21 protein-coding genes are annotated in these 26,005 nt (G+C 54.9%); 14 read left to right on the top strand and 7 right to left on the bottom strand.

From position 1 onward, the window contains the following. The first annotated feature begins 101 nt into the window (after positions 1-101). The 10 genes from AAHA41_RS07045 to AAHA41_RS07000 all read left to right on the top strand — a co-directional run bounded on the left by AAHA41_RS07045 (position 102) and on the right by AAHA41_RS07000 (position 11,432). Positions 102-1,082 carry an NAD-dependent epimerase/dehydratase family protein gene (locus AAHA41_RS07045; RefSeq protein ID WP_101531176.1) on the top strand — a complete coding sequence of 327 codons (981 nt, stop codon included), beginning with the start codon at positions 102-104 and terminating at the stop codon, positions 1,080-1,082. Beyond that, entirely contained in the window at positions 1,076-1,633 is a 558-nt protein-coding gene (locus tag AAHA41_RS07040) for a sugar transferase (RefSeq protein WP_101531175.1), read from the top strand. The genes AAHA41_RS07045 and AAHA41_RS07040 overlap by 7 nt, the downstream gene beginning before the upstream one ends. A 59-nt stretch (positions 1,634-1,692) precedes the next feature. Next, positions 1,693-3,654 carry a nucleoside-diphosphate sugar epimerase/dehydratase gene (locus AAHA41_RS07035; protein WP_323071120.1) on the top strand — a complete coding sequence of 654 codons (1,962 nt, stop codon included), beginning with the start codon at positions 1,693-1,695 and terminating at the stop codon, positions 3,652-3,654. 192 nt (positions 3,655-3,846) lie between these two features. Then, a complete protein-coding gene (gene rfbB, locus AAHA41_RS07030) occupies positions 3,847-4,932 on the top strand; it encodes a dTDP-glucose 4,6-dehydratase (RefSeq protein ID WP_323071135.1) in 1,086 nt (361 codons plus the stop codon). Continuing rightward, positions 4,932-5,819, top strand: a complete 888-nt coding sequence (rfbD, locus tag AAHA41_RS07025) for a dTDP-4-dehydrorhamnose reductase (protein WP_323071121.1) — start codon at positions 4,932-4,934, stop codon at positions 5,817-5,819. The genes rfbB and rfbD overlap by 1 nt, the downstream gene beginning before the upstream one ends. Before the next feature lie 112 nt (positions 5,820-5,931). Next, entirely contained in the window at positions 5,932-6,837 is a 906-nt protein-coding gene (gene rfbA / locus AAHA41_RS07020; protein WP_323071123.1) for a glucose-1-phosphate thymidylyltransferase RfbA, read from the top strand. Between the two features lie 72 nt (positions 6,838-6,909). After that, positions 6,910-7,449 carry a dTDP-4-dehydrorhamnose 3,5-epimerase gene (gene rfbC / locus AAHA41_RS07015; protein ID WP_323071124.1) on the top strand — a complete coding sequence of 180 codons (540 nt, stop codon included), beginning with the start codon at positions 6,910-6,912 and terminating at the stop codon, positions 7,447-7,449. A gap of 48 nt (positions 7,450-7,497) precedes the next feature. Beyond that, the gene (locus tag AAHA41_RS07010; protein WP_323071125.1) at positions 7,498-8,637 is read left to right on the top strand and encodes a Wzz/FepE/Etk N-terminal domain-containing protein; all 1,140 of its coding nucleotides are present in this window, start codon (positions 7,498-7,500) and stop codon (positions 8,635-8,637) included. Between the two features lie 120 nt (positions 8,638-8,757). Then, positions 8,758-10,482: a Wzy polymerase domain-containing protein gene (locus AAHA41_RS07005; RefSeq protein WP_323071126.1), complete on the top strand. Its 1,725-nt coding sequence runs from the start codon at positions 8,758-8,760 to the stop codon at positions 10,480-10,482. A gap of 539 nt (positions 10,483-11,021) precedes the next feature. Continuing rightward, positions 11,022-11,432 (top strand): H-NS family nucleoid-associated regulatory protein, encoded by a 411-nt coding sequence (locus AAHA41_RS07000; protein ID WP_104015297.1) that lies wholly within the window; start codon positions 11,022-11,024, stop codon positions 11,430-11,432. A 396-nt stretch (positions 11,433-11,828) separates the two neighbouring features. Here AAHA41_RS07000 and AAHA41_RS06995 read toward each other — a convergent pair whose 3' ends face one another. From AAHA41_RS06995 to AAHA41_RS06980, 4 genes are all read right to left on the bottom strand, one after another. Then, entirely contained in the window at positions 11,829-13,190 is a 1,362-nt protein-coding gene (locus AAHA41_RS06995; protein WP_323071127.1) for an efflux transporter outer membrane subunit, read from the bottom strand. Position 13,191: 1 nt separating this feature from the next. Then, positions 13,192-15,135, bottom strand: coding sequence for a MacB family efflux pump subunit (locus AAHA41_RS06990; protein ID WP_323071128.1), 1,944 nt, complete (start codon positions 15,133-15,135; stop codon positions 13,192-13,194). Then, the gene (locus AAHA41_RS06985; RefSeq protein WP_201930114.1) at positions 15,132-16,295 is read right to left on the bottom strand and encodes an efflux RND transporter periplasmic adaptor subunit; all 1,164 of its coding nucleotides are present in this window, start codon (positions 16,293-16,295) and stop codon (positions 15,132-15,134) included. The genes AAHA41_RS06990 and AAHA41_RS06985 overlap by 4 nt, the downstream gene beginning before the upstream one ends. A gap of 205 nt (positions 16,296-16,500) precedes the next feature. Beyond that, entirely contained in the window at positions 16,501-17,391 is an 891-nt protein-coding gene (locus tag AAHA41_RS06980; RefSeq protein ID WP_323071129.1) for a manganese-dependent inorganic pyrophosphatase, read from the bottom strand. Positions 17,392-17,434: 43 nt separating this feature from the next. Here AAHA41_RS06980 and AAHA41_RS06975 point away from each other — a divergent pair, with 43 nt between their 5' ends. Then, entirely contained in the window at positions 17,435-17,749 is a 315-nt protein-coding gene (locus AAHA41_RS06975; RefSeq protein ID WP_342697313.1) for a hypothetical protein, read from the top strand. Here the strand turns inward: AAHA41_RS06975 and recN are convergent. Beyond that, positions 17,746-19,410: a DNA repair protein RecN gene (gene recN / locus AAHA41_RS06970; RefSeq protein ID WP_323071132.1), complete on the bottom strand. Its 1,665-nt coding sequence runs from the start codon at positions 19,408-19,410 to the stop codon at positions 17,746-17,748. The two genes, AAHA41_RS06975 and recN, sit on opposite strands and share 4 nt — an antisense overlap. A 140-nt stretch (positions 19,411-19,550) precedes the next feature. Further along, a complete protein-coding gene (locus AAHA41_RS06965; RefSeq protein ID WP_323071133.1) occupies positions 19,551-20,864 on the bottom strand; it encodes a 6-phospho-beta-glucosidase in 1,314 nt (437 codons plus the stop codon). Between the two features lie 162 nt (positions 20,865-21,026). Here AAHA41_RS06965 and AAHA41_RS06960 point away from each other — a divergent pair, with 162 nt between their 5' ends. Continuing rightward, positions 21,027-21,968 carry a LysR substrate-binding domain-containing protein gene (locus AAHA41_RS06960; protein ID WP_041208338.1) on the top strand — a complete coding sequence of 314 codons (942 nt, stop codon included), beginning with the start codon at positions 21,027-21,029 and terminating at the stop codon, positions 21,966-21,968. Here the strand turns inward: AAHA41_RS06960 and nadK are convergent. Beyond that, a complete protein-coding gene (gene nadK / locus AAHA41_RS06955; RefSeq protein ID WP_041208339.1) occupies positions 21,965-22,849 on the bottom strand; it encodes an NAD(+) kinase in 885 nt (294 codons plus the stop codon). The two genes, AAHA41_RS06960 and nadK, sit on opposite strands and share 4 nt — an antisense overlap. Positions 22,850-23,164: 315 nt before the next feature. On the opposite strand from nadK, the gene grpE reads away from it, so the two are divergent. Together grpE and dnaK are read left to right on the top strand one after the other, a co-directional pair. Continuing rightward, positions 23,165-23,740 carry a nucleotide exchange factor GrpE gene (gene grpE / locus AAHA41_RS06950; RefSeq protein ID WP_323068711.1) on the top strand — a complete coding sequence of 192 codons (576 nt, stop codon included), beginning with the start codon at positions 23,165-23,167 and terminating at the stop codon, positions 23,738-23,740. A 268-nt stretch (positions 23,741-24,008) separates the two neighbouring features. After that, a complete protein-coding gene (gene dnaK, locus AAHA41_RS06945; RefSeq protein ID WP_041208341.1) occupies positions 24,009-25,937 on the top strand; it encodes a molecular chaperone DnaK in 1,929 nt (642 codons plus the stop codon). The last annotated feature ends 68 nt before the right edge of the window (positions 25,938-26,005 follow it).

Genomic DNA, 26,005 nt, shown 5'->3' with positions numbered 1-26,005 from the left:
TTTTATCATGTGAATGAACTAATATCTCGGCTGTGTGAACGATGTGATCGGGTTGCATGGTAAACTGTATTATTATTTGATTTTTTATAAAGGCTCATTTCATGATATTACTACTAACCGGTGCCACTGGATTTTTAGGTAATGCAGTGTTAAAGAAGTTAGCACAGCAACCGGATATAGTCATCCGTACTTATGGTCGCCGTGCACCGGTTGGGATGAATGCTGATCGTGTTGCTGATGTCGATGTAAGGGCTCACGCGGCGAGCCATGTGATGGGTGAGATTAGCGCTGCGGCGGATTATGCTCCGGCTTTGATTGATGTTGATGTAGTCATTCATTGTGCTGCCCAGGCACATATCAATAAAAATGCGATCAACCGCCAGGCAGAGTTTAACCATGTAAATTCTGAAGGGACCTTGAAACTGGCGCGTCAAGCGATAGAGGCTGGTGTTAAGCGTTTTGTGTTTATTAGCTCAATCGGTGTTAATGGTGGCCATAATCAACAAGGGCCATTCAAGTATGATGATGTTACCGCTCCTTGGGATGAATATACCCGCTCTAAACATGCAGCTGAGTTAGGCTTACGAAGAATCTCTTGTGAGTCCGCTCTTGAGGTGGTCATTATTCGTCCGCCATTGGTTTATGGTGCTAATGCACCGGGTAATTTTGGTAAGTTAACTAATGCAGTTAGGCATGGTCGTTGGTTACCGCTTGGGGCAATTAATAATCTGCGTAGCTTTGTCGCACTTGATAACCTAGTCGATCTTATCATTACCTGTGTTTTCCACTCTCATGCTATCAATCAGACCTTTTTGGTCAGTGATGATGAAGATATTTCTACCACACAGCTTCTTGAAATGATGACGCAGGCTGCAGGTAAATCGTCGTGTTTGTTACCGGTGCCAATGAGTTGGTTACGATTGGTAGGAAAGCTAACAGGTAAACAAGCGATGATTGAGCGGCTGTGTGGTAATCTGCAGGTCGATATAAGCCATACTAAAATTACATTGGGTTGGCAGCCACCAATATCGGTGGAGGAAGGAATTAAACGCTGTTTTATTGAGGATAAGAAAGAATGTTGATTCGATTGTTTGATTTTTGTGCAGCATTTTGGGGCTTGTTATTGCTGTGGCCTATTTTGTTGGTTGTTACCCTGATCGGTCTATTTGATACCGGCTCGCCGATTTTTATACAAGAGCGGGTCGGGCGATATAAAAAGCCATTCAATCTGATTAAATTTCGCACAATGTCGGTCGATACTCAGTCGGTAGCGAGCCACTTGGCGAGTACAAGTTCGATCACAAGGTTAGGTGTCTTTTTACGTAAAACCAAAATTGATGAACTTCCACAACTGATTAATGTGCTTAAGGGGGAAATGAGCCTTGTTGGGCCTCGTCCTAATCTATTTAATCAGGAGGAGTTGATCAAAGAGCGTGATGCCTTGGGGGTTTATGAAGTGTTACCCGGGATTACCGGCCTAGCACAGGTACAAAATATCGATATGTCGACCCCGACTTTGCTTGCCAAAACAGATCGGCAGATGATCGATACCCTCACCTTAACTAGCTATTTTCGTTATATCATCATGACGGCAACCGGCAGCGGTGCTGGTGATGCGGTTGGATCGAAATAGTATTGCGCCGAGTTGCTTCACCTTATCTTTCTCACCGTTATTAATGAGATGCTGCCATTATGTTCACCTCTTTCTTGGCTATTCCCCGTGTTTACAAACGGGGTATTAGCGTTTGTGCTGATCTGCTATTGCTAACCTTGGCATTCTGGGGCGGCTATTGGGTGCGGCTGGATGCCAATATTCCAGTGCTGAGTGTGCTGCACTGGCAAATGCTGGCATTGCTGCTGCCGATAACGATTGTTGTCTTTATACGGTTAGGACTGTACCGAGCAGTATTACGCTATGTCGGTTTCAAAGTGTTGTGGACTGTGTCACTTGGCGTTCTACTTTCCACCATGTCGTTGGTCATGCTGGCATTTTTTATGGAAGTGCCACTTCCTCGTACGGTATCGGTTATCTATTTTGCTTTTTCGGTGTTGCTGATCGGTGGTGTGCGGTTGTTTTTCCGGGCGTTGGTACAACGTAGTGGTCAGCAACGGGTGGCGGTGCTGATTTACGGTGCAGGTTCTGCGGGCCGGCAGTTGCAACTGGCCTTGAATCAAGGGCAGGAGTATCTGCCGGTGGCGTTTGTTGACGATGATCATGCGTTGGTTAAAACAGTGATCCAAGGGGTGAACGTTTACAGTACTGACGCTATCGAGACTTTGATCGAGCGCTTTGATATTAAAAAGATCTTGTTGGCCATGCCTAGTGCTTCGCGTAGTGTCCGGCAAGCGGTTATCAATCGGCTGGAACAGTGCCCATGTGAGGTTCTCTCTATTCCTGGTATGGCAGACCTGGTTGAGGGGAATGCTCATATCGATGAGCTTAAAGAGGTCAGTATTGAGGATTTGTTGGGGCGTGATGCAGTTGCCCCGATCCCTCAGTTGATCAATGCCAATATATCTGGCAAGAGAGTGATGGTAACGGGGGCGGGCGGTTCTATAGGCTCTGAATTGTGTCGCCAGATCATTCGTTGCAAGCCCGCGAAACTGGTGTTGTTTGAGCTGTCTGAATATGGGTTGTATGCGATTGATAAGGAACTGCAAGAAATAAGTCAGCAAGAAGGGTTGCTGGTTGAGATAGTGCCATTGCTGGGGTCGGTGCAGCGGCAACATCGCGTGCAAGCTGTTATGAGTACCTTCCAGATTCAGACGGTTTACCATGCAGCGGCTTACAAGCATGTCCCCTTGGTTGAATACAACGTGGTGGAGGGGGTGCGCAATAATGTGTTTGGCACACTTTATTGTGCACAGGCAGCTATCAGGGCCAAGGTTGAAACCTTTGTGCTGATTTCGACTGATAAGGCGGTGCGTCCCACTAATACCATGGGTACCACCAAGCGATTGGCCGAACTGGTGTTGCAATCGTTGGCTGCTGCGCAGCAGCAAACCCGTTTTTGCATGGTGCGTTTTGGTAATGTTCTGGGCTCGTCTGGTTCTGTTGTGCCGTTGTTTCGTAAGCAGATCCGCGATGGTGGCCCTTTGACTTTGACCCACCCCGACATCATTCGTTATTTCATGACCATTCCTGAAGCATCACAGCTAGTGATCCAGGCTGGTGCCATGGGGCAGGGGGGGGATGTGTTTGTGTTGGACATGGGGGAGCCGGTCAAGATCATTGATTTGGCGCACCGGATGATCCGTTTGAGTGGCCTGAAGCTCAAGAGCGACAGATACCCCACTGGTGATATTGAGGTGAAGATCACCGGCTTGCGCCCCGGTGAGAAGCTGTTTGAAGAGCTGCTAATTGGTGAGCAGGTTGAGGGCACTGCCCATCCTCGGATCATGAAAGCATCTGAGTCGATGTTGCCATGGCCACAACTGCGAGCTTTTTTGGCCGAGCTCGATAGCGCGTGTTTCCGCTTTGATCATGAGCAGATCCGTAGCCTGCTGTTAAGTATGCCGACGGGTTTTAATCCTACCGACGGGATCTGCGATCTGGTGTGGCAGGCAAAAAATACTTTGCAGCATGAACCGAGCCTTAGTGTGGTCGAGGACATTGATTTTCTTAATTCAGAGGGTCATCAGCCTATGCATTAAACAGCGTGGTTTATGTAATGCACAGTGTTTGTGTGAATGACAGAGCAGATTGATGGACAGAGAGACGACATGTTGAGCATCAATAGTTTGTTTGTGCCGAAGCAATCCCCTGTCCTCATCAGGGACAATGCTCTGTCTTCAGGCGTGTCTTATGAGTCGACCTTATATCGCAGAAATACTCGCTTAAATATGTTGAAAATTCTCGTTACCGGTGGCGCAGGCTTTATCGGCTCTGCCGTGGTGCGCCATATCATCCGTGATACCCAGGATGCCGTTATCAATCTCGATAAACTCACCTATGCCGGCAATCTGGAATCCTTGGCCGATGTATCGACAAGCGAGCGTTATGCGTTTGAGCTGGTGGATATCTGCAACCGTGCCGAGCTGGATCGGGTGTTTGCCCGGCACCAACCGGATGCGGTGATGCATCTGGCCGCCGAGAGCCATGTTGACCGCTCCATTACAGGGCCGGCTGACTTTATCGAGACCAATATCGTTGGCACCTATATGTTGCTGGAAGCGGCACGTGCCTACTGGAACGGTCTGGACGAGGTGCGCAAGGCAGCCTTCCGTTTCCACCATATCTCCACCGACGAGGTGTATGGCGACCTGCCCCATCAGGATGAAGTGGCTGCCGGTGAGCCATTGCCGCTCTTTACCGAAACTACCCCTTACGCCCCCAGCAGCCCCTATTCTGCCTCCAAGGCTTCCAGCGACCATCTGGTACGCGCCTGGCGCCGTACTTACGGTCTGCCGACCATTGTCACCAACTGCTCCAACAACTACGGCCCGTATCACTTCCCCGAGAAGCTGATCCCGCTGGTGATCCTCAATGCGCTGGATGGCAAGCCGCTGCCGGTCTATGGCAAGGGCGACCAGATCCGTGACTGGCTCTATGTAGAAGATCATGCGCGCGCGCTCTACAAGGTGGTGACTACTGGCTTGGTGGGGGAGACCTACAACATCGGCGGCCACAACGAGAAGCAGAATCTGGAGGTGGTACACACCATCTGCGATCTGCTGGATGAGATGGTGCCGAAGGCGGGCTCTTACCGCGATCAAATCACCTATGTGGCGGATCGCCCCGGTCACGATCGCCGCTATGCCATCGATGCGACCAAGATGAGCAGTGAGCTTGCTTGGCAACCGCAAGAAACTTTCGAGTCTGGCATTCGCAAAACTGTGCAGTGGTATCTGGATAACCAGCAGTGGGTCAACAACGTCAAGAGCGGTGCCTACCAATCCTGGATTGAGCAGAATTACGGGGAGCGTGCCTGATGCATATTCTGCTGTTTGGCAAAAATGGTCAGGTAGGCTGGGAGCTGCAGCGCGCACTGGCGCCGCTGGGGCGCATCACTGCCGTTGATTTTGACTCCACCGACTATTGCGGCGATTTCAGCAACCCGGCAGGGGTGGCCGAAACGGTACGACTGGTCAAGCCGGATGTGATTGTCAACGCAGCGGCCCATACCGCAGTGGACAAAGCAGAGAGCGAACGTGAGTTTGCCGAGCTGCTCAACGCCACCAGCGTGGCTGCGATAGCCAAAGAAGCGGAAGCATTGGGTGCCTGGTTGGTGCACTACTCCACCGATTATGTGTTTGATGGCAGCGGCGAGCGCCCCTGGGTGGAAACCGATGCAACCGCCCCGCTCAACGTCTACGGCGAAACCAAGCTAGCAGGGGAACAAGGCGCCGCTATTTGCTCCCGTCACCTGATCTTCCGTACCAGCTGGGTCTATGCCGCCCGTGGCGCCAACTTTGCCAAGACCATGTTGCGCTTTGGCAAAGAGCGTAACGAGATGTCAGTCATCAATGACCAGTTCGGCGCCCCGACTGGCGCCGAGTTGCTGGCCGATTGCACCGCCCATGCGATCCGTGTGGCGCAGAGCAAACCCGAGGTCGCCGGGCTCTACCATCTGATTGCCTCCGGTACCACCACTTGGTTTGACTACGCCCAGCTGGTGTTTGCCAAAGCCAGAGAAGCCGGCGTTGAACTGGCTGTCACGCAACTCAACGCTGTGCCGACCAGTGCCTTCCCGACCCCGGCCAAACGCCCCCATAACTCCCGCCTTGATACCAGCAAATTCCAGCGTACCTTCGATCTGGTGCTGCCGGAGTGGACCGTCGGTGTAGAGCGGATGTTGACCGAGATCCTGGGCAAATAAATCACTGGTCAGGGATGTGTTGAACGCCTCCCTGGCTGGCAGGGATAAAACAGGAAGGTGTGGCCGCAAGCCACCCTTTTCTTTTGCAATTTAAAAATAAGAAACAAGCATCATGACCAAACGTAAAGGCATCATTCTGGCCGGTGGCTCAGGCACCCGTCTCTATCCGGTCACTATGGCGGTGAGCAAGCAGCTGCTGCCCATCTATGACAAGCCGATGATCTACTACCCACTCAGCACCCTGATGCTGGCCGGTATTCGCGACATTTTGATCATCAGTACGCCGCAAGATACCCCCCGTTTTGAGCAATTGCTGGGTGATGGCAGCCAGTGGGGCTTGAACCTGCAATACAAGGTGCAGCCAAGTCCGGACGGGTTGGCACAGGCCTTTATTTTGGGTGAAGAGTTTATCGGGTCAGACCCCTGTGCGTTGGTGTTGGGCGACAACATCTTCTACGGCCACGACCTGCAGAAACAGCTTGAAGCGGCGGCAGCCAAAGAGAGTGGCGCTACCGTCTTTGCTTACCATGTGCACGACCCTGAGCGTTATGGGGTGGTGGAATTTGATAAAGAGGGTACCGCTATCTCTCTGGAAGAGAAGCCACTGGAGCCCAAGAGCAACTATGCGGTCACCGGCCTCTATTTCTATGACAACAGCGTGCTAGAGATCGCCAAGAGTCTGAAGCCGTCCCACCGTGGTGAGCTGGAAATAACAGATCTCAGCAATCACTACCTTGCAATAGGGCAATTGACACTCGCCATAATGGGGCGAGGTTATGCATGGCTCGATACCGGTACCCATGACAGTCTGATTGAAGCGAGCAACTTTATTCAGGTCATCGAAAAGCGTCAGGGATTAAAGATTGCGTGTCCAGAAGAGATCGCCTTTCGCAAGGGATTTATTGATGCTGATCAGCTGCGCACACTTGCTATCCCGTTGGCAAAAAATGAATATGGTCAATACCTGCTTCGGTTGCTTGCCACGCGGCCGGATGTGTGCGTCGGGCGAGTTTTTTGAAGGAGACGTTCGGTCTGGGAAGTCAAACAGTAAGCAAGCGGTTATCTGGTTCTTTTTCGCATGGGTTTATCAATGCAATATCGTGCAACAACGCTGGCGGGGGTTATGATCCTTACGCCCACAACTTTTTCTGATCATCGTGGCCAATTTCGCGAGTGTTTTCGTCAAGATGAGTTTGAGCAACACTGCGGCCATTATCCGCTGGTGCAAGACAATCTGAGTCGTTCGATCGGGGGCACGTTGCGTGGCTTGCATTATCAATGCAACAGACCACAGGGCAAGCTAGTGCAGGTCATCAGCGGAACCATTTTTGATGTGGCGGTTGATGTTCGGCCAGCGTCGCCAACGTACGGGCAATGGTTGGGGTGTTTGTTAAATGCAGAACTTGGTGAGCTTATCTGGATTCCCCCCGGTTTTGCGCACGGTTTTTATGTGCTAAGTGACAGCGCTGATGTTTTTTACAGATGCAGCGATTATTATCATCCCGGTGAGGAAGCTGCTATTCGATGGGATAGCCCTAATCTGGCGATAAAATGGCCACTATCTGAACAGTGGCCCTTATTGCTGTCGGATAAAGATCGCCAAGCCCCTTGTTTTGTTGGTGCCTCTTAATGGTATTCATGTTGTAAAAATTTTAATATTAATAGAGAAGAGAGAGAAATGAGCAAAAAAACGCCAGTTATTCCTGAGCCGTGGGTACAAGTATCGACATCAGATGAGATAGATTTGCGAGAGTTGGTGCTGGTGCTGTGGCGTCAAAAATTCTTGATATTGTTGGTGACTAGCGTGTTTGTCGTTGTGGGTATTGGTTACTCTATGACTGCACGTCAGATATGGACCAGTCAGGCACTTATTTCGGAGCCGTCAGTTTCTCAAGTTGCGGCCCTACAATTGGCTGCGGATAAAATACAAGCAATAATGTCCAACAGCAACAACGACAACAACGACAACAACGACAACAACGGTAACAACGGTAACAACGGAGCTCCTCCATCGACAGCTGCATTTTCCTCACTTGAGCAACCCGCCATTTATCAGAGCTTTATCTCGGCCTTTAACAGCATGAACAATAAGCGGGCTTTTTTGATGCAAGAGGGTATCTACGCCGCAGAGATGGAGAGAGAGGGAAGCTCGGATAAGCGCAGTGCACGTGCGTTAATGAGTAAGCTGGCAGAATCCATATCAGCTAAGGCTCTGGATAAAACAAGCCAAGATATGACTTTAAATTTCTCTGCTGAAACGCCTGAACTTGCTCAGCAGCGATTGGTGAAGTACATCGACTTTGTCCAGTTGCAGCAACTTAAAATTAAAAATGAAGAATTATTCTCTATATGGAAAAACAAAGTAAAAACGTTGACTGCTCAATATAATACGATGAAGGCTGATTCTTTGCAGAAAAAGCAGGATGAAATTCAGCGTGTCAGGTATAGCTTGCGGATAAGTAAAGCTGCAGGGGTGGATACTCCTCTTGAGCGCATGGATAATCAGGAGGTTTTTAATATTCAATTAGGTTCGAAGGGTTTAGCGGAAAAATTAAATATTCTGGAAGAGATAAAAGACCCCGTGTTACTTAATCCTGAATTAGGTAAAATTCGTTTGCAGCTGAGTAGTTTAAAATCATTGAATCTTCAGGATGTCAAGTTTAACTCATTTAACATGATCAACTCACCTGAAGAGCCCTCTGCTCGTGACAAACCAAAGCGTCTACTGATTGTTGTGCTTGCAACCCTGCTGGGGGGGATATTGGGTGTTGCGATTGTTTTGGTACGCCATGCCTTTCGTCGTCCAGAGCAGGCATAATTGTTACTACATCTTCAAAGGGGGCTATTCGCCCCCCCCTTCTTTTTATCGCTGTCTTCAGCGCCCTTTTAACAACGTGGGGCTGGCCTTAGGAGCAGGGCTGTGACGTTAACGAGAATCATGATGGCTTTAAGCGTGCTCTATTGGGTATTAGGCATGCACTTTTTTATGCACAACCCTGGTGGCGCTGGGCTTTATTTGCCCTTTAATGCATGGGGATGGATTTTTGCTTCGTTAGTTATTGGGCTTGGACTGTGGCAGGTGACGTTACGCCAGCGTCTGGTTGTTTCTCCCTTGCAAGCAGGTTTATGGATAGGAGCATTTTTACTGCTCTTCCCTATGCTTTATCCGGGATTTGCTCTCAAGGATTATGCAATTCCCAGATTGTTGGGGCTGTTTGCTGGTCTGCTTTTTTTGTGTGGACTCTATCAATGGCGCTTTGATAAGGTGCAGCGTGATCGCTTGCTCTATCTCATTCTGATTGCGATCGCGATGGAGGCAGTGCTCGGTCTGGTACAGTTCTATCTGTTGACGCCAGGTAACTGGATTGGCTATGACACCAAGGCCAATCGCCCATATGGAATATTCCAGCAGCCCAATGTGATGGCAACCTTTATGGCAACAGGGGTAGCTCTTGCTATCTGGCTGGAATTACGTAGTGAGGGGAGTCGCTTGCTGATGACTCTGCGCTATGGTGTCATTCTATCTGCAACACTGTTGCTAGTTGTTTTGCAATCCCGGGTGGGGCAATTGGGTGGCCTATTAGCCCTGTTTTTATTGCTACCGCAACTCCATCGTCACCAATTGCTCTGGCGTGTATTGGCTCTGGTTATGTCGGCGGTAGTGATTGGCCTGCTATCACAATACTGGATGGCAGGAGCCAAGCGTGGGTTGGAGATCTACCAGTCAGGCGGCATGCGTTCCATTTATTGGCCATATGCGATAAAGCTGATTTTGCAGGCACCCTGGACAGGGTGGGGGTATGGCAGTTTTGAGTCTGTATTCCTGCATCACTACATGGCGGATAAAGCGCTGAATCCTAGTATGGTTCAGATCGAATACAACCTGGATCATCCACATAATGAATTTCTCTACTGGGCTGTTGAAGGCGGCATTGCCCCTATGGTCGGAATGGTGATCATGGGGGGGGCACTATTGTGGCGGCTGAGTAAGACTAGATTGAGTCATGGAATGGCGTTGTTGGCGCTGGTTACACCCATCTTGTTGCATACCCAGACTGAATATCCTCTCTATCATGCTATCGCATTGTGGTGGCTGCTTCTGACGCTTATTTACGTCATTGATGCTGAGATTGAAGAGGCCAACCTTGCCTATGATGGGCGTACCACATGGTGGGAATTTGAGTATCGCCCCAGGTTGTTATTACGTTTTATGGCAATTGCGATCCCTTTGGTCGTGGTTCCTTTTATGCTGACTGCGATCCATACCGCCTGGGTAGTTACCAAATATGAGCGAGGTGGCTATAAGGAACCGACCTTGTTGCTGGATATAGTTAATCCAATGGCATGGTTGACCAGAGTCGAGTTCGATGTGAACTCGGTTCGTCTTATGGTTGGTTTGCAGACCCATAACAAAGGTGAACTTGAAGCTTATCTTGATTGGGGCAAAGAGTTTGTTCGCCATACGCCAAGAGCCAATATATACGCCAATATGGTCATAGCTCTTAATGCACTGGGGCGGATTGAGGAGGCCAATGCACTGCGTCGTGAGGCGTTGGTGCTATACCCAACCGAGCCTTTATTGACAGGCTCTGTAGCCACCTCAGTGATCAATAGCGTTGATCAGCGAGCCAATAGTGCAGCAAAGGAAGCCAAGGGACAGTAATCTCACGGGAAAGCCAGTTCTTAAAGTGCTGCCTTTCCTATTGGTTACTACCTTTGCCGCTGTAGAAATCAAGAACCAGCTATCAGGGTCATCATAACATGATGATTTATATGGATAAGATGATTTTTGATGGCAATTTCTTCGAGGGCTTAATTGGGGAAGGGGTATATCATTAACCACTGAGTTTGCAGACCTACTCTCCTGATTTGATATAGTGGATTGTGTTGCGCTGTGCTTTTACTGAGATATTTCTCATAACTATCAAACATAGACCTATGTCTATGCAGAGTGGGTTCCTTGGCGCCATGTGGTAATTATGAGTCTATCTTTGTCGTTTATTTGGCCTTGTTTTTTCAGAACGGCAGCCTAGCATAAGCATGTTTCATCTATTATCTGTGTTCTCTTTTGCGAACACAGACAACCACCGCTGACTTAACTGCGAATAAAAAGCTTGAAGTAAATAAAAACTGTATGTTGTCGTGAATTGTCCATGCTATTCTAAAACCGTTATCTCTGTGACCGATTTTTGTGAGGAAATAATGAACGAGTTTCTGAAGGTTCTGCTGAACATTCGTAGTCTGCGTGCGGCTATTCGTGAGCTGCCGTTTGAGCAATTGCTGGAAGCTAAAGAGAAGTTTGATCTGGTTTATCAAGAGCGCGCTGATTCTGTTGAGCAGGAGCGTGCCGAACAGGAAGAGCGTCAGCGCAAGTTGAGCGAATTCACCGAAATGCTGCAGCAGGCTGGTATTGATCCTCGTGAGCTGCTGGCTAGTGCCGCTGCTCCGGCTGCTGCGACTGGTGCTGCCAAGAGCAAGCGTGCTCCGCGTCCGGCTAAATACAAGTACGAAGAAGATGGTCAGGAAAAAACCTGGACCGGTCAAGGCCGTATGCCGAAAGCCATTGCTGCTCAGGTAGCGTTGGGCAAAGACCTGAACGATTTCCTGATCTGATTTTGTCAGTTTGGATATTCGATAATGCCGCCTCTGTGCGGCATTATTTTTTTCTGCTGCATATTCTCACTGGATTATTCAATTCGCTCACCACTATTTTTCTTCCCTTTTTGTGAACTGGTTCTCCGTAAACACCTTATCTCTAGCATTTTATGAACTGCGGTAAATGCAGGTAGTGCGTGGCTCGATCCCGACAAGGGGTGTGTACCGAGAATGTCTTTGCATGAAAAATGATGGGAAGGGATATGACAACAGAAACAAAACTGCACCAAGCGTTATCTCTCATCCTGCATATTTCTAGACAAGGGGGAGCGTTGGAGGGGGAAGTAAAAAGAGAGAAGAAGATGGGAGAAATCTACAAAGCCCCACCCGTTTTCACGAGGTGGGGCATGTTGATTATTGGGTCAGGTTATCGCTGCCGCCGATGGCACGATAGATTTTCGCTGTAGTGTTGAGCTGTTCCTTCTGCTGAGCCAGTAGGCTTTGCTCGGCATCCCACAGGCGGTTCTGCTCGTCGAGCCAAGCTTGAACACCGGTAGCCCCAGCTTCAAAGCGCGCCTTGGCCAATCGCTCCGACTCTTTGGCATACCCGAGTTGTTCCTGTAGGTAGCTGAGTCGCTGCTGGCCATAGCTTCGTGCAGCCAGATTGTCTTCCACCTCGACCAGCGCGGTATAGAGCTGCTTGCGAAACTCGGTTTCGGCAATCTGGTAATCCACTTGTGAACTCGCAATGGCAAGACGGGTGTGGTTGTACTCAAGGAAGGGGAGGGCAAGGGTTGCCCCCAGAGAGCCGACCGGATTTTGCAGCACCTGTGCCAATCTATCCGATGCTGTGCTGGCACTGCCGGTCAGGGTGAGGCTCGGATAAAAACCGGTGCGGATCTCATCCCCTCTGGCCAGGGCTTTGCGCAGCCGCAGCTCCGCCGCTTTCACATCGGGGCGACGGGCCAGCAGATCGGCTGGAATGCCGACTGCAAGTTCAGGAATGGGCTGGGTTGTCAGCGAAGTCGGTGCATACTCCAGCTGTCCGTGGCTGCGGCCAAGCAGCAGGCGCAAGGCATTACGGGCCTGCTCCTGCTGCGCCTTGAGGGAGGCGAGCTCAGCCTGTTTGCCCGCTTGCTGCTGGCGGGCCTGTGCCAGATCGAGTCGGGTGATGGCTCCGGCCTTGTATTTGGCCTGTGTCAGCTGCTCGGTGCGGGCCAGGTTGGCCAGCTGTTGCTCGCTCAGGGCAATGGCCGAGGCGAGATAGCCAAGCTGCCAATATTGCTCAAGGCTATTGCCGATAAGCATCAGACGTGTACTGGCCAGATCCTGCTCGCTGGCGGCCGCTTCCCAGCTTGCCTGATCCCGCGCCGATGTCAGCTTGCCCCACAGATCCACTTCATAGCTCAGGCCAAGTGATGGCCCCATACTGCTGGTTGATTTACCGCTCTTCAGATCCTTGTTGCCACTCGCGCCCAGGCTGCCATTGACCGAGGGGGTGAGATTGGTATCGGCCTGATCAGCACCCAGCCGGGCGCTCTTGAGCTTGAGGGCGGCAATGCGCATGTCCGGGTTGGCAGCCAACACCGCTTCGACCAGCTGGTTGAGCTGCGGGTCGTGAAAGGCTTGCCACCAGGGGCCAGCCTGGGTGGCAAGCTGTTCGCTGTTCGCTTGCTGCCAGACGGGAGCGATGGCGAGATCTTGCCGGTGATAGGTGCTCTGCTGGCTGCAGCCACCAAGGGCGATACAGATAGCCAGCCAGGATAATTTATACATGTTATTCCCTCGCCAGTGCGACCACGGGGTCGAGCCTTGCCGCGTTGCGCGCTGGCAGATAACCAAACAGGATCCCGATGAGTGACGAGCAGCCAAAGGCCATCAGGATAGAGAAGAGCGAGAACTGCATCTTGATGCTGTCGACCAGCAGGGAGAAGAGCATGCCGATCCCGAGGGATAGGCCAACCCCGCAGATCCCGCCGAGCAGGCTCACCATCACCGCTTCAATCAGGAATTGCTGCAATATGTCGGACTGACGGGCTCCGACCGCCATGCGGATGCCGATCTCGCGGGTTCGCTCCACCACTGACACCAGCATGATGTTCATTACCCCGACTCCGCCGACGATCAGCGAGATCAGCGCGATGGCCGAGACCATCAGGGTCATGGTGGCGGTCGTTTTCTCCACTGACTTGATGATGCTGTCGCTGCTGAAAGTGAAGAAGTCCTTCACGCCGTGGCGTTTGGTCAACAGCTCGATCACCGCCTGCTCCGCCAGTGCCGGCTGTATGCCATCCTTGACCCGGATGGTGAGCTGGCTGAAGTGATGCTGCGAAATCAGGCGGCTCATCACCGCACTGTAGGGCAGCCAGACATTGACCGACTGGCTGGATGGGCCAAAACCTGTCTCCTGCGAGACAACCCCGATGATGCGCACCGGCAGTGTGCCGACCATCACCACCTTGCCAACGGGATCATCCTTGCCAAGCAGACTGCCAATGCTCTTCTTGTCCACCACGGCGACGGCGGCACGTTGCTGGATGTCTTGCCATTCGAGCAGGCGTCCGCTCACCAGCGTCATTCCTTTCACCTTGAAGTAGTCGTTGCTCACCCCGGTCACGCTGCCACTGCTGGTCTTGTTGCGGTAACGCAGCTGGCCCGGGCTGGCAATCTCGGGACTGGCGCCGGCCAGATAGGGTTGACCGAGCAGAGCATCGAGATCCCCCTTGTTGAGGGTCTGGATGCTCGCCATCTTCTCATCACCCCACCCCTTGCCCGGAAAGATCTCGATGGTGTTGGTGCCCATCGCATTGATCTGGTCGATCACCTTGGTTCGCGCCCCTTGTCCCAGCGCGACCACGCTCACCACGGCGGCGATACCGATGATGATGCCGAGCATGGTGAGGAAGGTGCGCATCCGGTGGGCCAGCATGGCGTGAACCGCCATACGCCCCGCTTCCCGATAGCGATCCCAGTCGTAGCTGGCCCCTTCGCCAGCGGCTGGTGGTACGTTGAGCACCGGTTGATTGCCGGTGACCTTGCGTCCGCTATCTTCCTGCACCCGACCATCCTTGAGGGTGATGATCCGGTCGGCGTGGCTGGCCACCTCCATATCGTGGGTCACCAGAATGATGGTGTGCCCCTGCTGATGGAGCTCTTTGAGGATCGCCATCACCTCCTTGCCGCTCTGGCTGTCCAGCGCGCCGGTCGGTTCGTCCGCCAGGATCACCTCGCCACCATTGGCCAGCGCCCGGGCAATACTGACCCGTTGCTGCTGGCCGCCGGAGAGTTGTCCCGGTGTATGGTGACTGCGCTCGGCGAGCCCGAGACGACCGAGCAGCTGACGTGCCCGTGCTTGTCGGTCATGGCGGCTGGTTCCGGCATAGATGGCCGGGATCTCGACGTTGGCGGCCGCATCGAGATGGGGCAGCAGGTGATAGCGCTGGAAGATAAAGCCGAAGTGGTGGCAGCGCAGGCGGGCGAGCGCCAGAGCGTCGAGCGTCGCGGTATCCTCTCCCCGGAACAGATACTGGCCACCACTCGGACGATCGAGACAGCCCAGCAGGTTCATCAGGGTCGATTTGCCGGAGCCGGAGGCGCCAACGATGGCGATCATCTCTCCGGCTTCGATAACCAGATCAAGGGGATGGAGGACGGTCACCTCCTGCTCGCCGCTCTGGTAGCGCCGCTCGATCCCTTTTAGCTGGATCAGGGGCTCACTCATAGCATGACCGCCACATCATCCTGAGCGGCAGGTGCGCCGTGATTGAGCTGCACCTGCTCTTTTTCGTCCAGACCGCTGACGACTTCGATCCGGATTTCATCTTTCATGCCGGTCTTGATATGGCGGGTTTCGGTCGTCTCATCGTCCTTGATCACGGTGACTTCATACTCGTTCTCTCCCAGCGACTTGCCGAGGGCAGTTTGCGGTACAGTGAGTACCTGCTTGCGCTCGCCGAGCACTATGGTCACCTGGGTGGTCATTGCCACCCGCAGGGTATGGTCTGGATTTGGCACATCGAACAGGGCGTAGTAGTAGACGGCCGCATTGCTGGTGGTGGTACCGGTTGCAGCCTGATCGTTAATGTTGGTGGGCGCTAACTCCACGGCGCGCAATTTCCCCTGATAGCGGGTGTCCGGATCGCCAATCAGGGTGAAATATACCGGCATGCCCGCCTTCACCTTGGTGACATCCGCTTCGGAGATCTGTGCCTTGACCGTCATGGTATCGAGGTCGGCCAGCTTGAGCACGGTCGGTACCGTCTGGCTAGCTGCCAGTGTCTGGCCCTGGCGGGTGACAATGGTAATCACGGTGCCATCCATCGGCGCCAGGATCTTGGTGTAGCCGAGCTCGGTTTTGGCCCGCTCCACCTTGATGATGGCGTTGTCGATGTTGGCCTGGCTGCTTTGCAGATCAGCCCGGGTGACGGCCAGCTGCGCTTCGGCGCTCTCCAGATCGGCGCGCGAACTCGCCTCCTGCCTGAACATCTGTGACTGGCGCTGCCATGCCAGCTGATACTGCTTGAGCTGAGCCTGCTTGATCTTGAGCTGGGCGCGGTTGCTGGCAAGCTCGGCCTCGGCGGTTTTCAGGTTGTTCTGGGCGATGAGCGGATCAATCTCCGCCAGCAAATCCCCCTTCTTGACCCGATCGCCTGCTTCGACGGCAAGCTTGGTGACCTGGCCGGAAACCTGAGCGCCGACATCAACCTGTTCAACGGCTTGCAGTACGCCGCTGGCCAGCACGGTCTGGGCAATATCCTCCCGGGTAACCGGCGCTTTGAGGATCGCTTTTGGAGGGTCGCTTGGCCATACCAGCCAGCCGATCAGTGCCAGCCCGAGCAGAGTGAAGATCGCCCGGGTTCTCAGCTTGGAGCTTATTTTCATTGAACACCTGAATGAAATCAGAACACGAAAGGGTTATAGGGCGACAATCGTGCAGCAAAGCCATGGCAAATAACAGCCGAAAATATGTAAGCAAAGTTATGGTGTTACCTGTCAATTGGGTGGCAAGTTGCGACTCGAGCTGTGGTGAAATAAAAAAGCCCCGCACAGAGGCGGGGCTTTTGCTGAGGCTTGGTGATAGGCGTGCTTAAGCCTTGGCCAGCAACTCCATCACCCAGGGCAGACCCTGCTTCTTGCGGCTGACAAAGCCCGGGTGGTAGCTGGACTCTGCCGGTACTTTGGTGTGGCGGGTAAAGTAGATTCGGCTGGCGGCGGCGGTCAGGTCGGTCACCATCAGGACGAAGAAGTCGAGCCCTTCGCCTTCAACACGGTGTGCCATCTCTTGCTGCAGAGTGTCGATCTGGTCGGCAAGCTGTTGTTCGCTGCCCACTTCAATCTGGCTCATGATGAAGTTCAGACCTTCGGCCTGGAATGCTTTCTCATCCTGCTGCAGCAACTGCGCAGGAGTGAGGCCGCTCAGGTCGGTTTTTGCCATCAGCAGCTGTTGACCAAACTCGGCCAGCGACACCTCGGCCAGCGGCGCAAGACGCTCGCAGGCGATCTTGTCCTGCTCGGTGGTGGTTGGCGAGGTGAGACAGAGGGTGTCGCTCATGATGGCACCCAGCATCAGACGAGCCTGGCTACGGGTCACGGTACCTTGTTGGCTTAGCAGATCAAAAGCGATGGTGCAGGTGCAGCCAACGGCACGGATCCAGGCATCCAGCGGAGACTGGGTGATCAGGGAGCCGAGGCGGTGGTGATCCACCAGTCCCAGTACATTGGCCTGGGAGAGGGTAGCGGGGCCCTGCTCCAGATCACTGAAGTCGACCAGCCAGACATCTTTATCGGTCAGATCCTGAGTCAGCAGCTCGGGCTCGGCGACACCAGCCTGCTCCAGAATGAAGCGGGTTTCGGTACGCAGATCGCCGAGGCGCCATGGGGTGGCCTGACGGCCTTGTGCATTGAGCCAGTCAGCGATCACCAGAGCGCTGCAGATACTGTCACTGTCGGGATTCTTGTGGCCAAAAACGTGGATCATAGACAAAGCCTCACAATTGGATACCCATAAAGGGGGCAACACTATGCGAAATCCCCCTCGTCAAGGCAACCCGATCCCGGCAGATGTTGCTGCCTGCTTGGCCAAATCCACCATTTTATTGATCTGGGTCGGTGATCTTACCGTCTCGGCAAATGGCATGGGGTGTCTTTCCACTGCTGACTATGCATGCTATTGCCAGAGCCAGAGCCAGAGCCAGAGCCAGAGCCAGAGCCAGAGCCAGAGCCAGAGCCAGAGCCAGAGCCAGAGCCAGAGCCAGAGCCAGAGCCAGAGCCAGAGCCAGAGCCAGAGCCAGAGCCAGCCGGTGGTTATGTTGCCATCAGGCTGGCCAGGGAATTAATGGTGCAGCAGCTCGCGGGCATTGGCTAGGGTAATGTCGGTGATTTGATCCCCTCCCAGCAGGCGAGCCAGTTCGTTGAGCCGGGCGATCTGATCGAGCGCATCCATCCGGGTTTCGGTGGTCTTGCCGTCGGTGTGCTTGCTCACCACCATGTGCTGGTGGCCATTGCCCGCCACCTGCGGCAAGTGAGTGACCACCATCACCTGAGTCGACTCGCCAAGCTGACGTAGCAGGCGACCCACCACGGCCGCGGTCGGGCCGCTGATCCCCACATCCACTTCATCGAAAATCAGGGTCGGAGTGGAGACCTTGCGAGCGCTGATCACCACGATGGCAAGGCTGATACGCGACAATTCACCGCCCGAAGCCACCTTGCCAAGCGGCTGGATGGGCTGACCCGGGTTGGTGGTGACCATAAATTCGACCCGATCTATACCCAGCGGAGAGAGGCTGCTCTGGGCATCGGGGCGCACCTCGATGGCAAAGCGACCATCGGGCATCGCCAGTTCGTGCATGCTGCTGGTCACCTTGGCACCCAACTCCTGGGCGTAACGCTGGCGGCTCTGGCTCAGGGCCTCGGCGGCCTGAACAAACGCCTGACGGGCCTCGGCCAGCTCATCTTCCATCCCCTCTAACCGCTCCTCGTCTGAGTTTAGGCGGGCGAGATCGGAGGCCAGCTCCTGATGGTACTGGGCCAGCTCTGACGGTTTGACATGATGCTTGCGGGCCAGATTGATTGCCTTGGAGAGCCGGGTTTCCAGCTCGTTGAAACGTTCGGGATCCAGCTCCAGCCGATCCAGATAGCTGCGCAGTTCGCTGTGGCTCTCCTGCACCCCAATCAGGGCTTCGTTCAGCATCTCCAGCACCGGGGTGAGGCGACTGTCCATGCTGACCAGCCCCTCGGCCCGATCAACGGCGGTCTGCAGCAGACCGGCAATGGTGGTCTCTTCGTTGTCATAGAGCAGATCGAGGCAGAAGCCGCACTCCTGCATCAATTCGGTGCCGTTGGCCAGCCGCTGGTGCTCCTCCTCGATCTCTTCAAACTCGCCCGGCTGCAGGGCAAATTCGTCCAGCTCCTGCACCTGATACTCGATAAGCTGGCGACGGGCTTCTCGCTGCTGCTGCTCGGCCTTGAGCCGGTTGAGCTCGTTTTGCAGCTGGCGCCACTGCTGATAGTGCTGGCGTACTTCGTCGAGCAGCAGATGGTGGCCGGCGTAGCCGTCGAGCAGGGCGAGCTGGTAGTCGGGTTTGAGCAGCATCTGGTGGGCATGCTGGCCGTGTACGTTGACCAGCAGCTGGCCCAGATTCTTGAGCTGGGTGAGGGGGACGGGCACGCCATTGATATAGCTGCGCGAACGCCCCTCGGCAGAGATGACTCGCCGCACGATGCACTCCCCCTCGTTCTCCAGCTCGTTGGTGGCGAGCCAGGCGCGGGCGGCCGGGTTGTTGTCGAGCAGGAAGCGGGCGCTGACCTCGCTTTTGTCGCTATCGGGGCGCACCATGCTGGCTTCGGCACGCTCACCCAGACAGAGGCCGAGGGCGTCGATGGCGATGGATTTACCGGCACCGGTTTCCCCTGTGATGCAGGTCATCCCCGGTTGCAGATCGAGTTCGAGAAACTTGACTATGGCGAAGTTGTTGACGGTCAGCTGGGTCAGCATGGTCTCATCCTGTATAGGTCAACATTACTGTGTATGCATCCAGTATATACTGGTCTTATATACAGTAAAGAGGGCTCCGTCATTTTTAACGAATGCAGGCCACCAGATTGGTGGCCTGCGGGAGCACAACAAGGTGAGCGTCAGTGAAAAGCTGACATCAGATCCGGATGGGCTGCGGTCACCTCGTCCAGAGCCTGTTCCAGCTTGCTGCCGCTGGTGATGAGGGGGTTGAGCACCAGAGCGCGCCAGGCTGTATGGCGGTTGCCGGTGATGGCTGCCTCGATGGTGAGCTGTTCGAACTCCTTCATTAATTGCAGCAGGCGCAGGGTATCTTGCGGGAAAGGCGCCACGTTGAGCGGCAGCGGGCCCGACTTGGTGATGAGGGAGCTAACTTCCACTGCACATTCGTCCGGCAGGCCGTTGATGGCACCATTGTTGCGGGTGTTGACGTGCATGATGATGCGCTTGTCGTTGTGGATAGCACTCATCAGTTCGCAAGCCGCTTCGGAATAATATTGGCCACCTCGCCCCTCCAGTGCTTTCGGTTTCTCTGCGAGATCCGGGTTGCGATAGAGATCGAACAGCTGCTGTTCGATGGCCTTGACCACTTCGCCCCGGGTTCCTTCGCCACTGGCCTCACCGAGTTCCTGCTTGAGGATATCGTCGCTCATGTAGTAGTAACGCAGATAGGCACAAGGGATCATGCCCAGATGGGTCAGCAAATCCTTGGGCCAGACAAAGGGGGGAATATTGCGTGGAACCAGTGGATCGTGTCCTTGTGCGAGTCGGGCAATCACTTCGCCGAGTTTATCCTTGCCTTGATGCTGGATCTGGCGCACGAAGATAAAGTGGTTGAGTCCGGCCACCTGCATGATGAACTCCTGCTCATCGTGGCTCTCCAGCAGGGTAGCGACCCCTTTTTGCATGATCACCGGCACATTGCACAAGCCCACCGCCTTGATCTTGCTGTGGCGCAAGACGGCTTCGGTCACCATGCCTGACGGATTGGTGAAGTTGAGCAACCAGGCATCGGGGCAGAGGCGCTCCATGTCGGCGGCGATCTGCAAGGCGATGGGGATGGTTCGGCACGCGTTGGCAAAGCCGCCAAGTCCGTTGGTCTCTTGTCCAATCAGGCCATATTTCAATGATATCCGCTCATCGCTAATACGGGCCTCCAGGCACCCGGCACGAAACTGGGAGCAGACGTAGTCGGCCCCGCGCAGCGCTTCTTCCCGATCCAGCCTTGTTTCCACCCGTACCCCCAGTCCGGCTTTGGCCAGCATGCGGCGGGTGAGGGCTGCGATGATTTCCATCTTTTCGTGGCCATCGTCGATATCGACCAGCCAGAGTTCGCGCAGCGGCAACTCGTGCTGGCGCTGGATTAATCCCTCGATCAGCTCTGGCGTATAGCTGGAGCCGGCACCGATGACCACAATCTTGAGTCCGTTTTTCATTGTCCACCTCATTAGCAGGGATAGGGTTGGACCCTATTAAAGAGGGGCTAGGGCGGGCCGACAAACGAAATATGGGGCAGCATGGATTAGCCTGTTTCATGCATGAGGGGAAATGGCATACTGATGGCCTGCACCGAAACGCGCGTCATCACGAGGTTATCCATGCTGGTTCAACAGAACACCCTTGCCCTGCTGCACACCTTCGAGAGCACGGCCCGTCACCTCAGCTTCACCCGCGCTGCTGAGGAGATGAACCTCACCCAGGGGGCCATCAGTCACCGTATTCGCCATCTGGAGGGGTTATTGGGGTTTCGCCTCTTTATTCGCCTGACCCGTAAGCTCGCATTGACGGAAGAGGGGGCACGACTGCTGGCGACCCTGAGCCACTCCTTGCGTCAGATCAATGAGGAGATTGAAGATATCCGTGCTCAGGATCTGCGCGGCACACTCCATGTGGGGGTTGCGCCGACGCTGGGGCTCAACTGGCTGATGCCCAGATTACCGCGCTTCCAGCAGCGCTGGCCCGGGTTGAATGTGATGATGCGGGTTCGTGCCGGGGCGGTGGATTTCAACGAGGAGCGGGTAGATCTGGCCATCTACTACGGTGCCACCCGCTGCAGTGATCTGCACCGTGAGCTGTTGATGGAGGAGCGCCTGGTGCCTGTCTGCTCCCCCGCCTATGCCGAGCGACTGGGGTTGCTGAGAGAGCCGGCCCGGTTGGCGGAGGCCTGTTTTATCCATGCCTCTGAATCGACCGATGTGCAGCAACTCTTCTCGGAGTGGCGGCTCTGGTGTGATGGCGCTGGCATGACACTACCCCATGAACAGCGCCACTATGGTTTCAATCACTATCAGATGGCTCTGCAGGCTGCACAAGGGGGGATGGGGGTCGCGATGGGGCGGGAGGTGCTGGTTCGCAGCTTGCTGGAACAGGGCTCGCTGGTGGCAGTTGGTGGCCCGGCGGTGGCGGCCGGGCGCAACTACGAGTTGATCTCGCCGCGGGAGAACCGCGAGCGGCCGCGTTTTCGCGCCTTCAGCGACTGGCTTCGCAGCGAGGTGGCACTCAGTCAGAGCACTGCTGCGCAGCCTGATCCGGCAGCTTAAAACAGCTTGCTGCCCCAGCCGAGCTTGTTGCGCAGTACGTGGAAGTAGCTGTAGTCGAGCGGGTGAACCAGATGAAGCTGGTGGTGGCTCTTCTTGATAAGGATCTCGTCCCCCGGGTGGACCGCCAGGGTCACCTGACCGTCACAACTCACCTGCATGGCATCGTCCTGATTATCCGGCGAGACCAGCAGCCGTACTTCGCTGTCGGCATCGAGCACGATGGGGCGACTGCTGAGGGTATGCGGGAACATGGGCACCAGCGTGATGGCGTTGAGCTTGGGGGTGAGAATGGCGCCACCTGCCGACAGGGAGTAGGCGGTCGAGCCGGTCGGAGTGGCGACAATGATGCCGTCCGAGCGCTGGCTATACATAAAGCTGCCATCGATATAGACCTCGAACTCGATCATGTGGGCGATCTTGCCCGGGTGCAGTACCGCCTCATTGACCGCCAGATTGCTCGACTTGCGCTCGCCGTGGCGATAGACCGAGGCTTCCAGCAGGAAGCGGTGTTCGCTCTTGTAGTGACCGGAGAGTACCTGCTCTAGCGGCAGCAGGTAATCTTGTGGCGAGAGATCGGTCAGAAAGCCGAGGTTGCCCCGGTTGACCCCGATCACCGCCACATCGAAACGCGACAGTACCCGCGCCGCCCCCAGCATGTTGCCGTCACCGCCGACCACGATGGCCAGATCGGCCTGTTGGCCGAGCTGAACCAGATCCATGACGTTTTCATCGAGGATGCTCAGGGTCTGGGCAACCCGGCTCTCCACCAGTACCCGGAAACCGCGTGAGGTGAGGTATTGATGCAGGCCGGTCAGCGTCTGGTTGGCTCCCTCGTGGTGAGGCTTGCCAATCAGGGCGATGGTTTTGAACGGAGAATCCATAGTCTGTCGGGTCTGGGTGAGTATTGGGGGCAGTATACAGCGGTTTGTCACGCTTGTGACGTCCTCCCGCGCGCTTCCCTTGCTGAGGGGGAAGGGCTATCTCCTTGACGCAGCTGATTAAAAGCTGAGCTGGATTGCCAGAGATGCAGCAAGGAAAGTGCCAATAGTCCTGTTTGAGTGACCCGGATTGGCCTTTTTCCCCTTGAAAGACAGGGATCCATCCCCATAATAGCGCCAACATAGTCGGTCTGATGTCACTGGTCGCTCAGCCAGACGTCAAGGCCCTCGTAAGTAACCCCGGAATCTGGAGATGTCATGAACCACGAAGAGCAAAAGGTTGAAGCGATGGAGCAAGTGGAAGCCCAGCCAGTCGAGCCGACCGATGTAGACAGTGAAGTGACAGCCGAGCAGGCCCGTATCGCCGAACTGGAAGAGCAGCTGGAGACCGCCATCCAGAAGGCGGCGGAAGAGCGCGAACGCGCCCTGCGTACCGCTGCCGAAATGGAGAATCTGCGTCGTCGTACCGAGCTGGACGTGGAGAAGGCGCACAAGTTCGCGCTGGAGAAGTTCGCCGCCGAGCTGCTGCCGGTGCTGGACAACCTGGAGCGCGCCATCGAGCTCGCCGACAAGGAGAACGATGCCCTCAAGCCGATGGTGGAAGGTGTCGAGCTGACCCTCAAATCCATGCAGAGCGGTGTGGCCAAGTTCGGTCTGGTTGCGCTGGATCCGACCAACCAGCTGTTTGATCCGAATGCCCATCAGGCGATGAGCATGGTGCCGAGTGCCGATGTGGCGCCGAACACCGTGATCGCCGTGATGCAGAAAGGCTATGAGCTGAACGGTCGCGTGATCCGTCCGGCCATGGTCATGGTATCCAAGGCCGCCGACTGAGTCGGCACTTGATGCCCAGGCCCGCCGCTTGGCGGGCTTTTTGTTTATCTGTCTGGTCTGTCATGGACTGATCACGACAAAAGGTGGGGTTTTTGCGGGGCAGGGCTTGAAGTGGCCGCTTGCGACCCCATATAGGATGCAAGGCCACGGCGGCACAAAAATTTTGATGCCGGGAGCTTGAAAGCCAGATTGGCAGGCCCCACCTAGCCGTTAACGCATTAAGGCGAGTTCCTCGCCAGTTTATTCAAAGTATTTGGAGATTTCTCAAATGGGTAAAATCATCGGTATTGACCTGGGTACTACCAACTCCTGCGTTGCCATTCTGGACGGCGACACTGCTCGCGTGATCGAGAACGCAGAAGGCGATCGTACTACTCCGTCCATCATTGCCTATGCCGATGATGGCGAGATCCTGGTTGGTCAGCCGGCCAAGCGTCAGGCCATCACCAACCCGAAAAACACCCTGTTCGCCATCAAGCGTCTGATCGGCCGTCGTTTTGAAGATGACGAAGTACAGCGTGACCTGAAAATCATGCCGTACGCCATCGCCAAGGCCGACAACGGTGACGCCTGGGTTGAGGTAAAGGGCAAGAAAATGGCACCGCCGCAGATCTCTGCCGAAGTGCTGAAAAAGATGAAGAAGACCGCCGAAGACTACCTGGGCGAGCCGGTAACCGAAGCAGTTATCACTGTTCCGGCCTACTTCAACGACGCCCAGCGTCAGGCTACCAAGGATGCCGGTCGCATCGCCGGTCTGGATGTAAAACGCATCATCAACGAACCGACTGCAGCTGCTTTCGCTTACGGTGTGAACAAGGTCAAGGGCGAGCGCAAGGTTGCCGTATATGACCTGGGTGGCGGTACTTTCGATATCTCCATCATCGAGATCGACGAAGTTGAAGGCGAAACCACCTTCGAAGTACTGGCGACCAATGGTAACACCCACCTGGGTGGTGAAGACTTCGACAACCGCGTCATCAACTATCTGGTAGATGAGTTCAAGCGTGAGCAGGGCATCGACCTGCGCAACGACCAGCTGGCTCTGCAGCGTCTGAAAGATGCCGCCGAGAAAGCCAAGATCGAGCTCTCTTCTGCCCAGCAGACCGACGTCAACCTGCCGTACATCACTGCCGATGCCACCGGTCCGAAGCACATGAACATCAAGGTGACCCGCGCCAAGCTGGAATCCCTGGTGGAAGACATGGTGAAGGACTCTCTGGAGCCGGTTCGTGTTGCCCTGAAAGACTCCGGTCTGGCAGTTGGCGAGATCGACGACGTGATCCTGGTTGGTGGTCAGACCCGTATGCCGCTGGTTCAGAAGACCGTTGCCGAGTTCTTTGGCAAAGAGCCGCGTAAAGACGTCAACCCGGACGAAGCCGTGGCCATGGGTGCTGCCATCCAGGGTGCCGTACTGTCCGGTGACAAGACCGACGTACTGCTGCTGGACGTTACCCCGCTCTCTCTGGGTATCGAAACCATGGGCAGCGTGATGACTGCGCTGATCGAGAAGAACACCACCATCCCGACCAAGAAGTCCCAGGTGTTCTCCACTGCCGAAGACAACCAGTCTGCCGTGACCATTCACGTGCTGCAGGGTGAGCGCAAGCGCGCCAGCGACAACAAGTCTCTGGGCCAGTTCAACCTGGAAGGCATCCGTCCGGCACCGCGCGGTCTGCCACAGATCGAAGTGACCTTCGACATCGATGCCAACGGTATCCTGCACGTCTCTGCGAAAGACAAAGAGACCAACAAAGAGCAGAAGATCACCATCCAGGCTTCCTCTGGTCTGTCTGATGACGAGATCGAGCGCATGGTACGCGAAGCCGAAGCCAACGCGGCCGAGGACAAGAAGTTTGAAGAGCTGGTGCATGCCCGCAACCAGGCTGATGGTCTGGTCCACTCCGTACGCAAGCAGATCACCGAAGCCGGTGAAGCCCTGCCTGCCGACGACAAGACCAAGATCGAAGCCGCTCTGAGCGAGCTGGAAACCGCCATCAAGGGTGACGACAAGGCTGCCATCGAAGCCAAACAGCAGGCTCTGCTGGAAGCGTCCCAGAAGCTGATGGAGATTGCCCAGCAGCAGGCTCAGGCACAAGGTGCCGCCGGTGCTGACGCCGGTCAGTCCTCCTCTTCTGCCAAGGCTGACGACGACGTAGTCGATGCCGAGTTCGAAGAAGTGAAAGACGACAAGAAGTAAGCCCGACCCAGATGGGCGAAGCAGGCTTCGCCCATCGGTTTAGTTTATGAATTCACGGGCGTTGGGTG

This window comes from Aeromonas sp. SER (assembly GCF_038739615.1).
Lineage (GTDB): Bacteria > Pseudomonadota > Gammaproteobacteria > Enterobacterales > Aeromonadaceae > Aeromonas > Aeromonas jandaei.
This window is presented reverse-complemented; position numbering and strand designations above follow the sequence as displayed.

Bases quoted from the DNA above. Each gene is read 5' to 3' on its own strand.
- AAHA41_RS07045 (WP_101531176.1), top strand. From the start codon at position 102: ATGATATTACTACTAACCGGTGCCACTGGATTTTTAGGTAATGCAGTG.
- AAHA41_RS07040 (WP_101531175.1), top strand. From the start codon at position 1,076: ATGTTGATTCGATTGTTTGATTTTTGTGCAGCATTTTGGGGCTTGTTA.
- AAHA41_RS07035 (WP_323071120.1), top strand. From the start codon at position 1,693: ATGTTCACCTCTTTCTTGGCTATTCCCCGTGTTTACAAACGGGGTATT.
- rfbD (WP_323071121.1), top strand. From the start codon at position 4,932: ATGCATATTCTGCTGTTTGGCAAAAATGGTCAGGTAGGCTGGGAGCTG.
- rfbA (WP_323071123.1), top strand. From the start codon at position 5,932: ATGACCAAACGTAAAGGCATCATTCTGGCCGGTGGCTCAGGCACCCGT.
- rfbC (WP_323071124.1), top strand. From the start codon at position 6,910: ATGCAATATCGTGCAACAACGCTGGCGGGGGTTATGATCCTTACGCCC.
- AAHA41_RS07010 (WP_323071125.1), top strand. From the start codon at position 7,498: ATGAGCAAAAAAACGCCAGTTATTCCTGAGCCGTGGGTACAAGTATCG.
- AAHA41_RS07005 (WP_323071126.1), top strand. From the start codon at position 8,758: ATGATGGCTTTAAGCGTGCTCTATTGGGTATTAGGCATGCACTTTTTT.
- AAHA41_RS07000 (WP_104015297.1), top strand. From the start codon at position 11,022: ATGAACGAGTTTCTGAAGGTTCTGCTGAACATTCGTAGTCTGCGTGCG.
- AAHA41_RS06995 (WP_323071127.1), bottom strand. From the start codon at position 13,190: ATGTATAAATTATCCTGGCTGGCTATCTGTATCGCCCTTGGTGGCTGC.
- AAHA41_RS06990 (WP_323071128.1), bottom strand. From the start codon at position 15,135: ATGAGTGAGCCCCTGATCCAGCTAAAAGGGATCGAGCGGCGCTACCAG.
- AAHA41_RS06985 (WP_201930114.1), bottom strand. From the start codon at position 16,295: ATGAAAATAAGCTCCAAGCTGAGAACCCGGGCGATCTTCACTCTGCTC.
- AAHA41_RS06980 (WP_323071129.1), bottom strand. From the start codon at position 17,391: ATGATCCACGTTTTTGGCCACAAGAATCCCGACAGTGACAGTATCTGC.
- AAHA41_RS06975 (WP_342697313.1), top strand. From the start codon at position 17,435: ATGCGAAATCCCCCTCGTCAAGGCAACCCGATCCCGGCAGATGTTGCT.
- recN (WP_323071132.1), bottom strand. From the start codon at position 19,410: ATGCTGACCCAGCTGACCGTCAACAACTTCGCCATAGTCAAGTTTCTC.
- AAHA41_RS06965 (WP_323071133.1), bottom strand. From the start codon at position 20,864: ATGAAAAACGGACTCAAGATTGTGGTCATCGGTGCCGGCTCCAGCTAT.
- AAHA41_RS06960 (WP_041208338.1), top strand. From the start codon at position 21,027: ATGCTGGTTCAACAGAACACCCTTGCCCTGCTGCACACCTTCGAGAGC.
- nadK (WP_041208339.1), bottom strand. From the start codon at position 22,849: ATGGATTCTCCGTTCAAAACCATCGCCCTGATTGGCAAGCCTCACCAC.
- grpE (WP_323068711.1), top strand. From the start codon at position 23,165: ATGAACCACGAAGAGCAAAAGGTTGAAGCGATGGAGCAAGTGGAAGCC.
- dnaK (WP_041208341.1), top strand. From the start codon at position 24,009: ATGGGTAAAATCATCGGTATTGACCTGGGTACTACCAACTCCTGCGTT.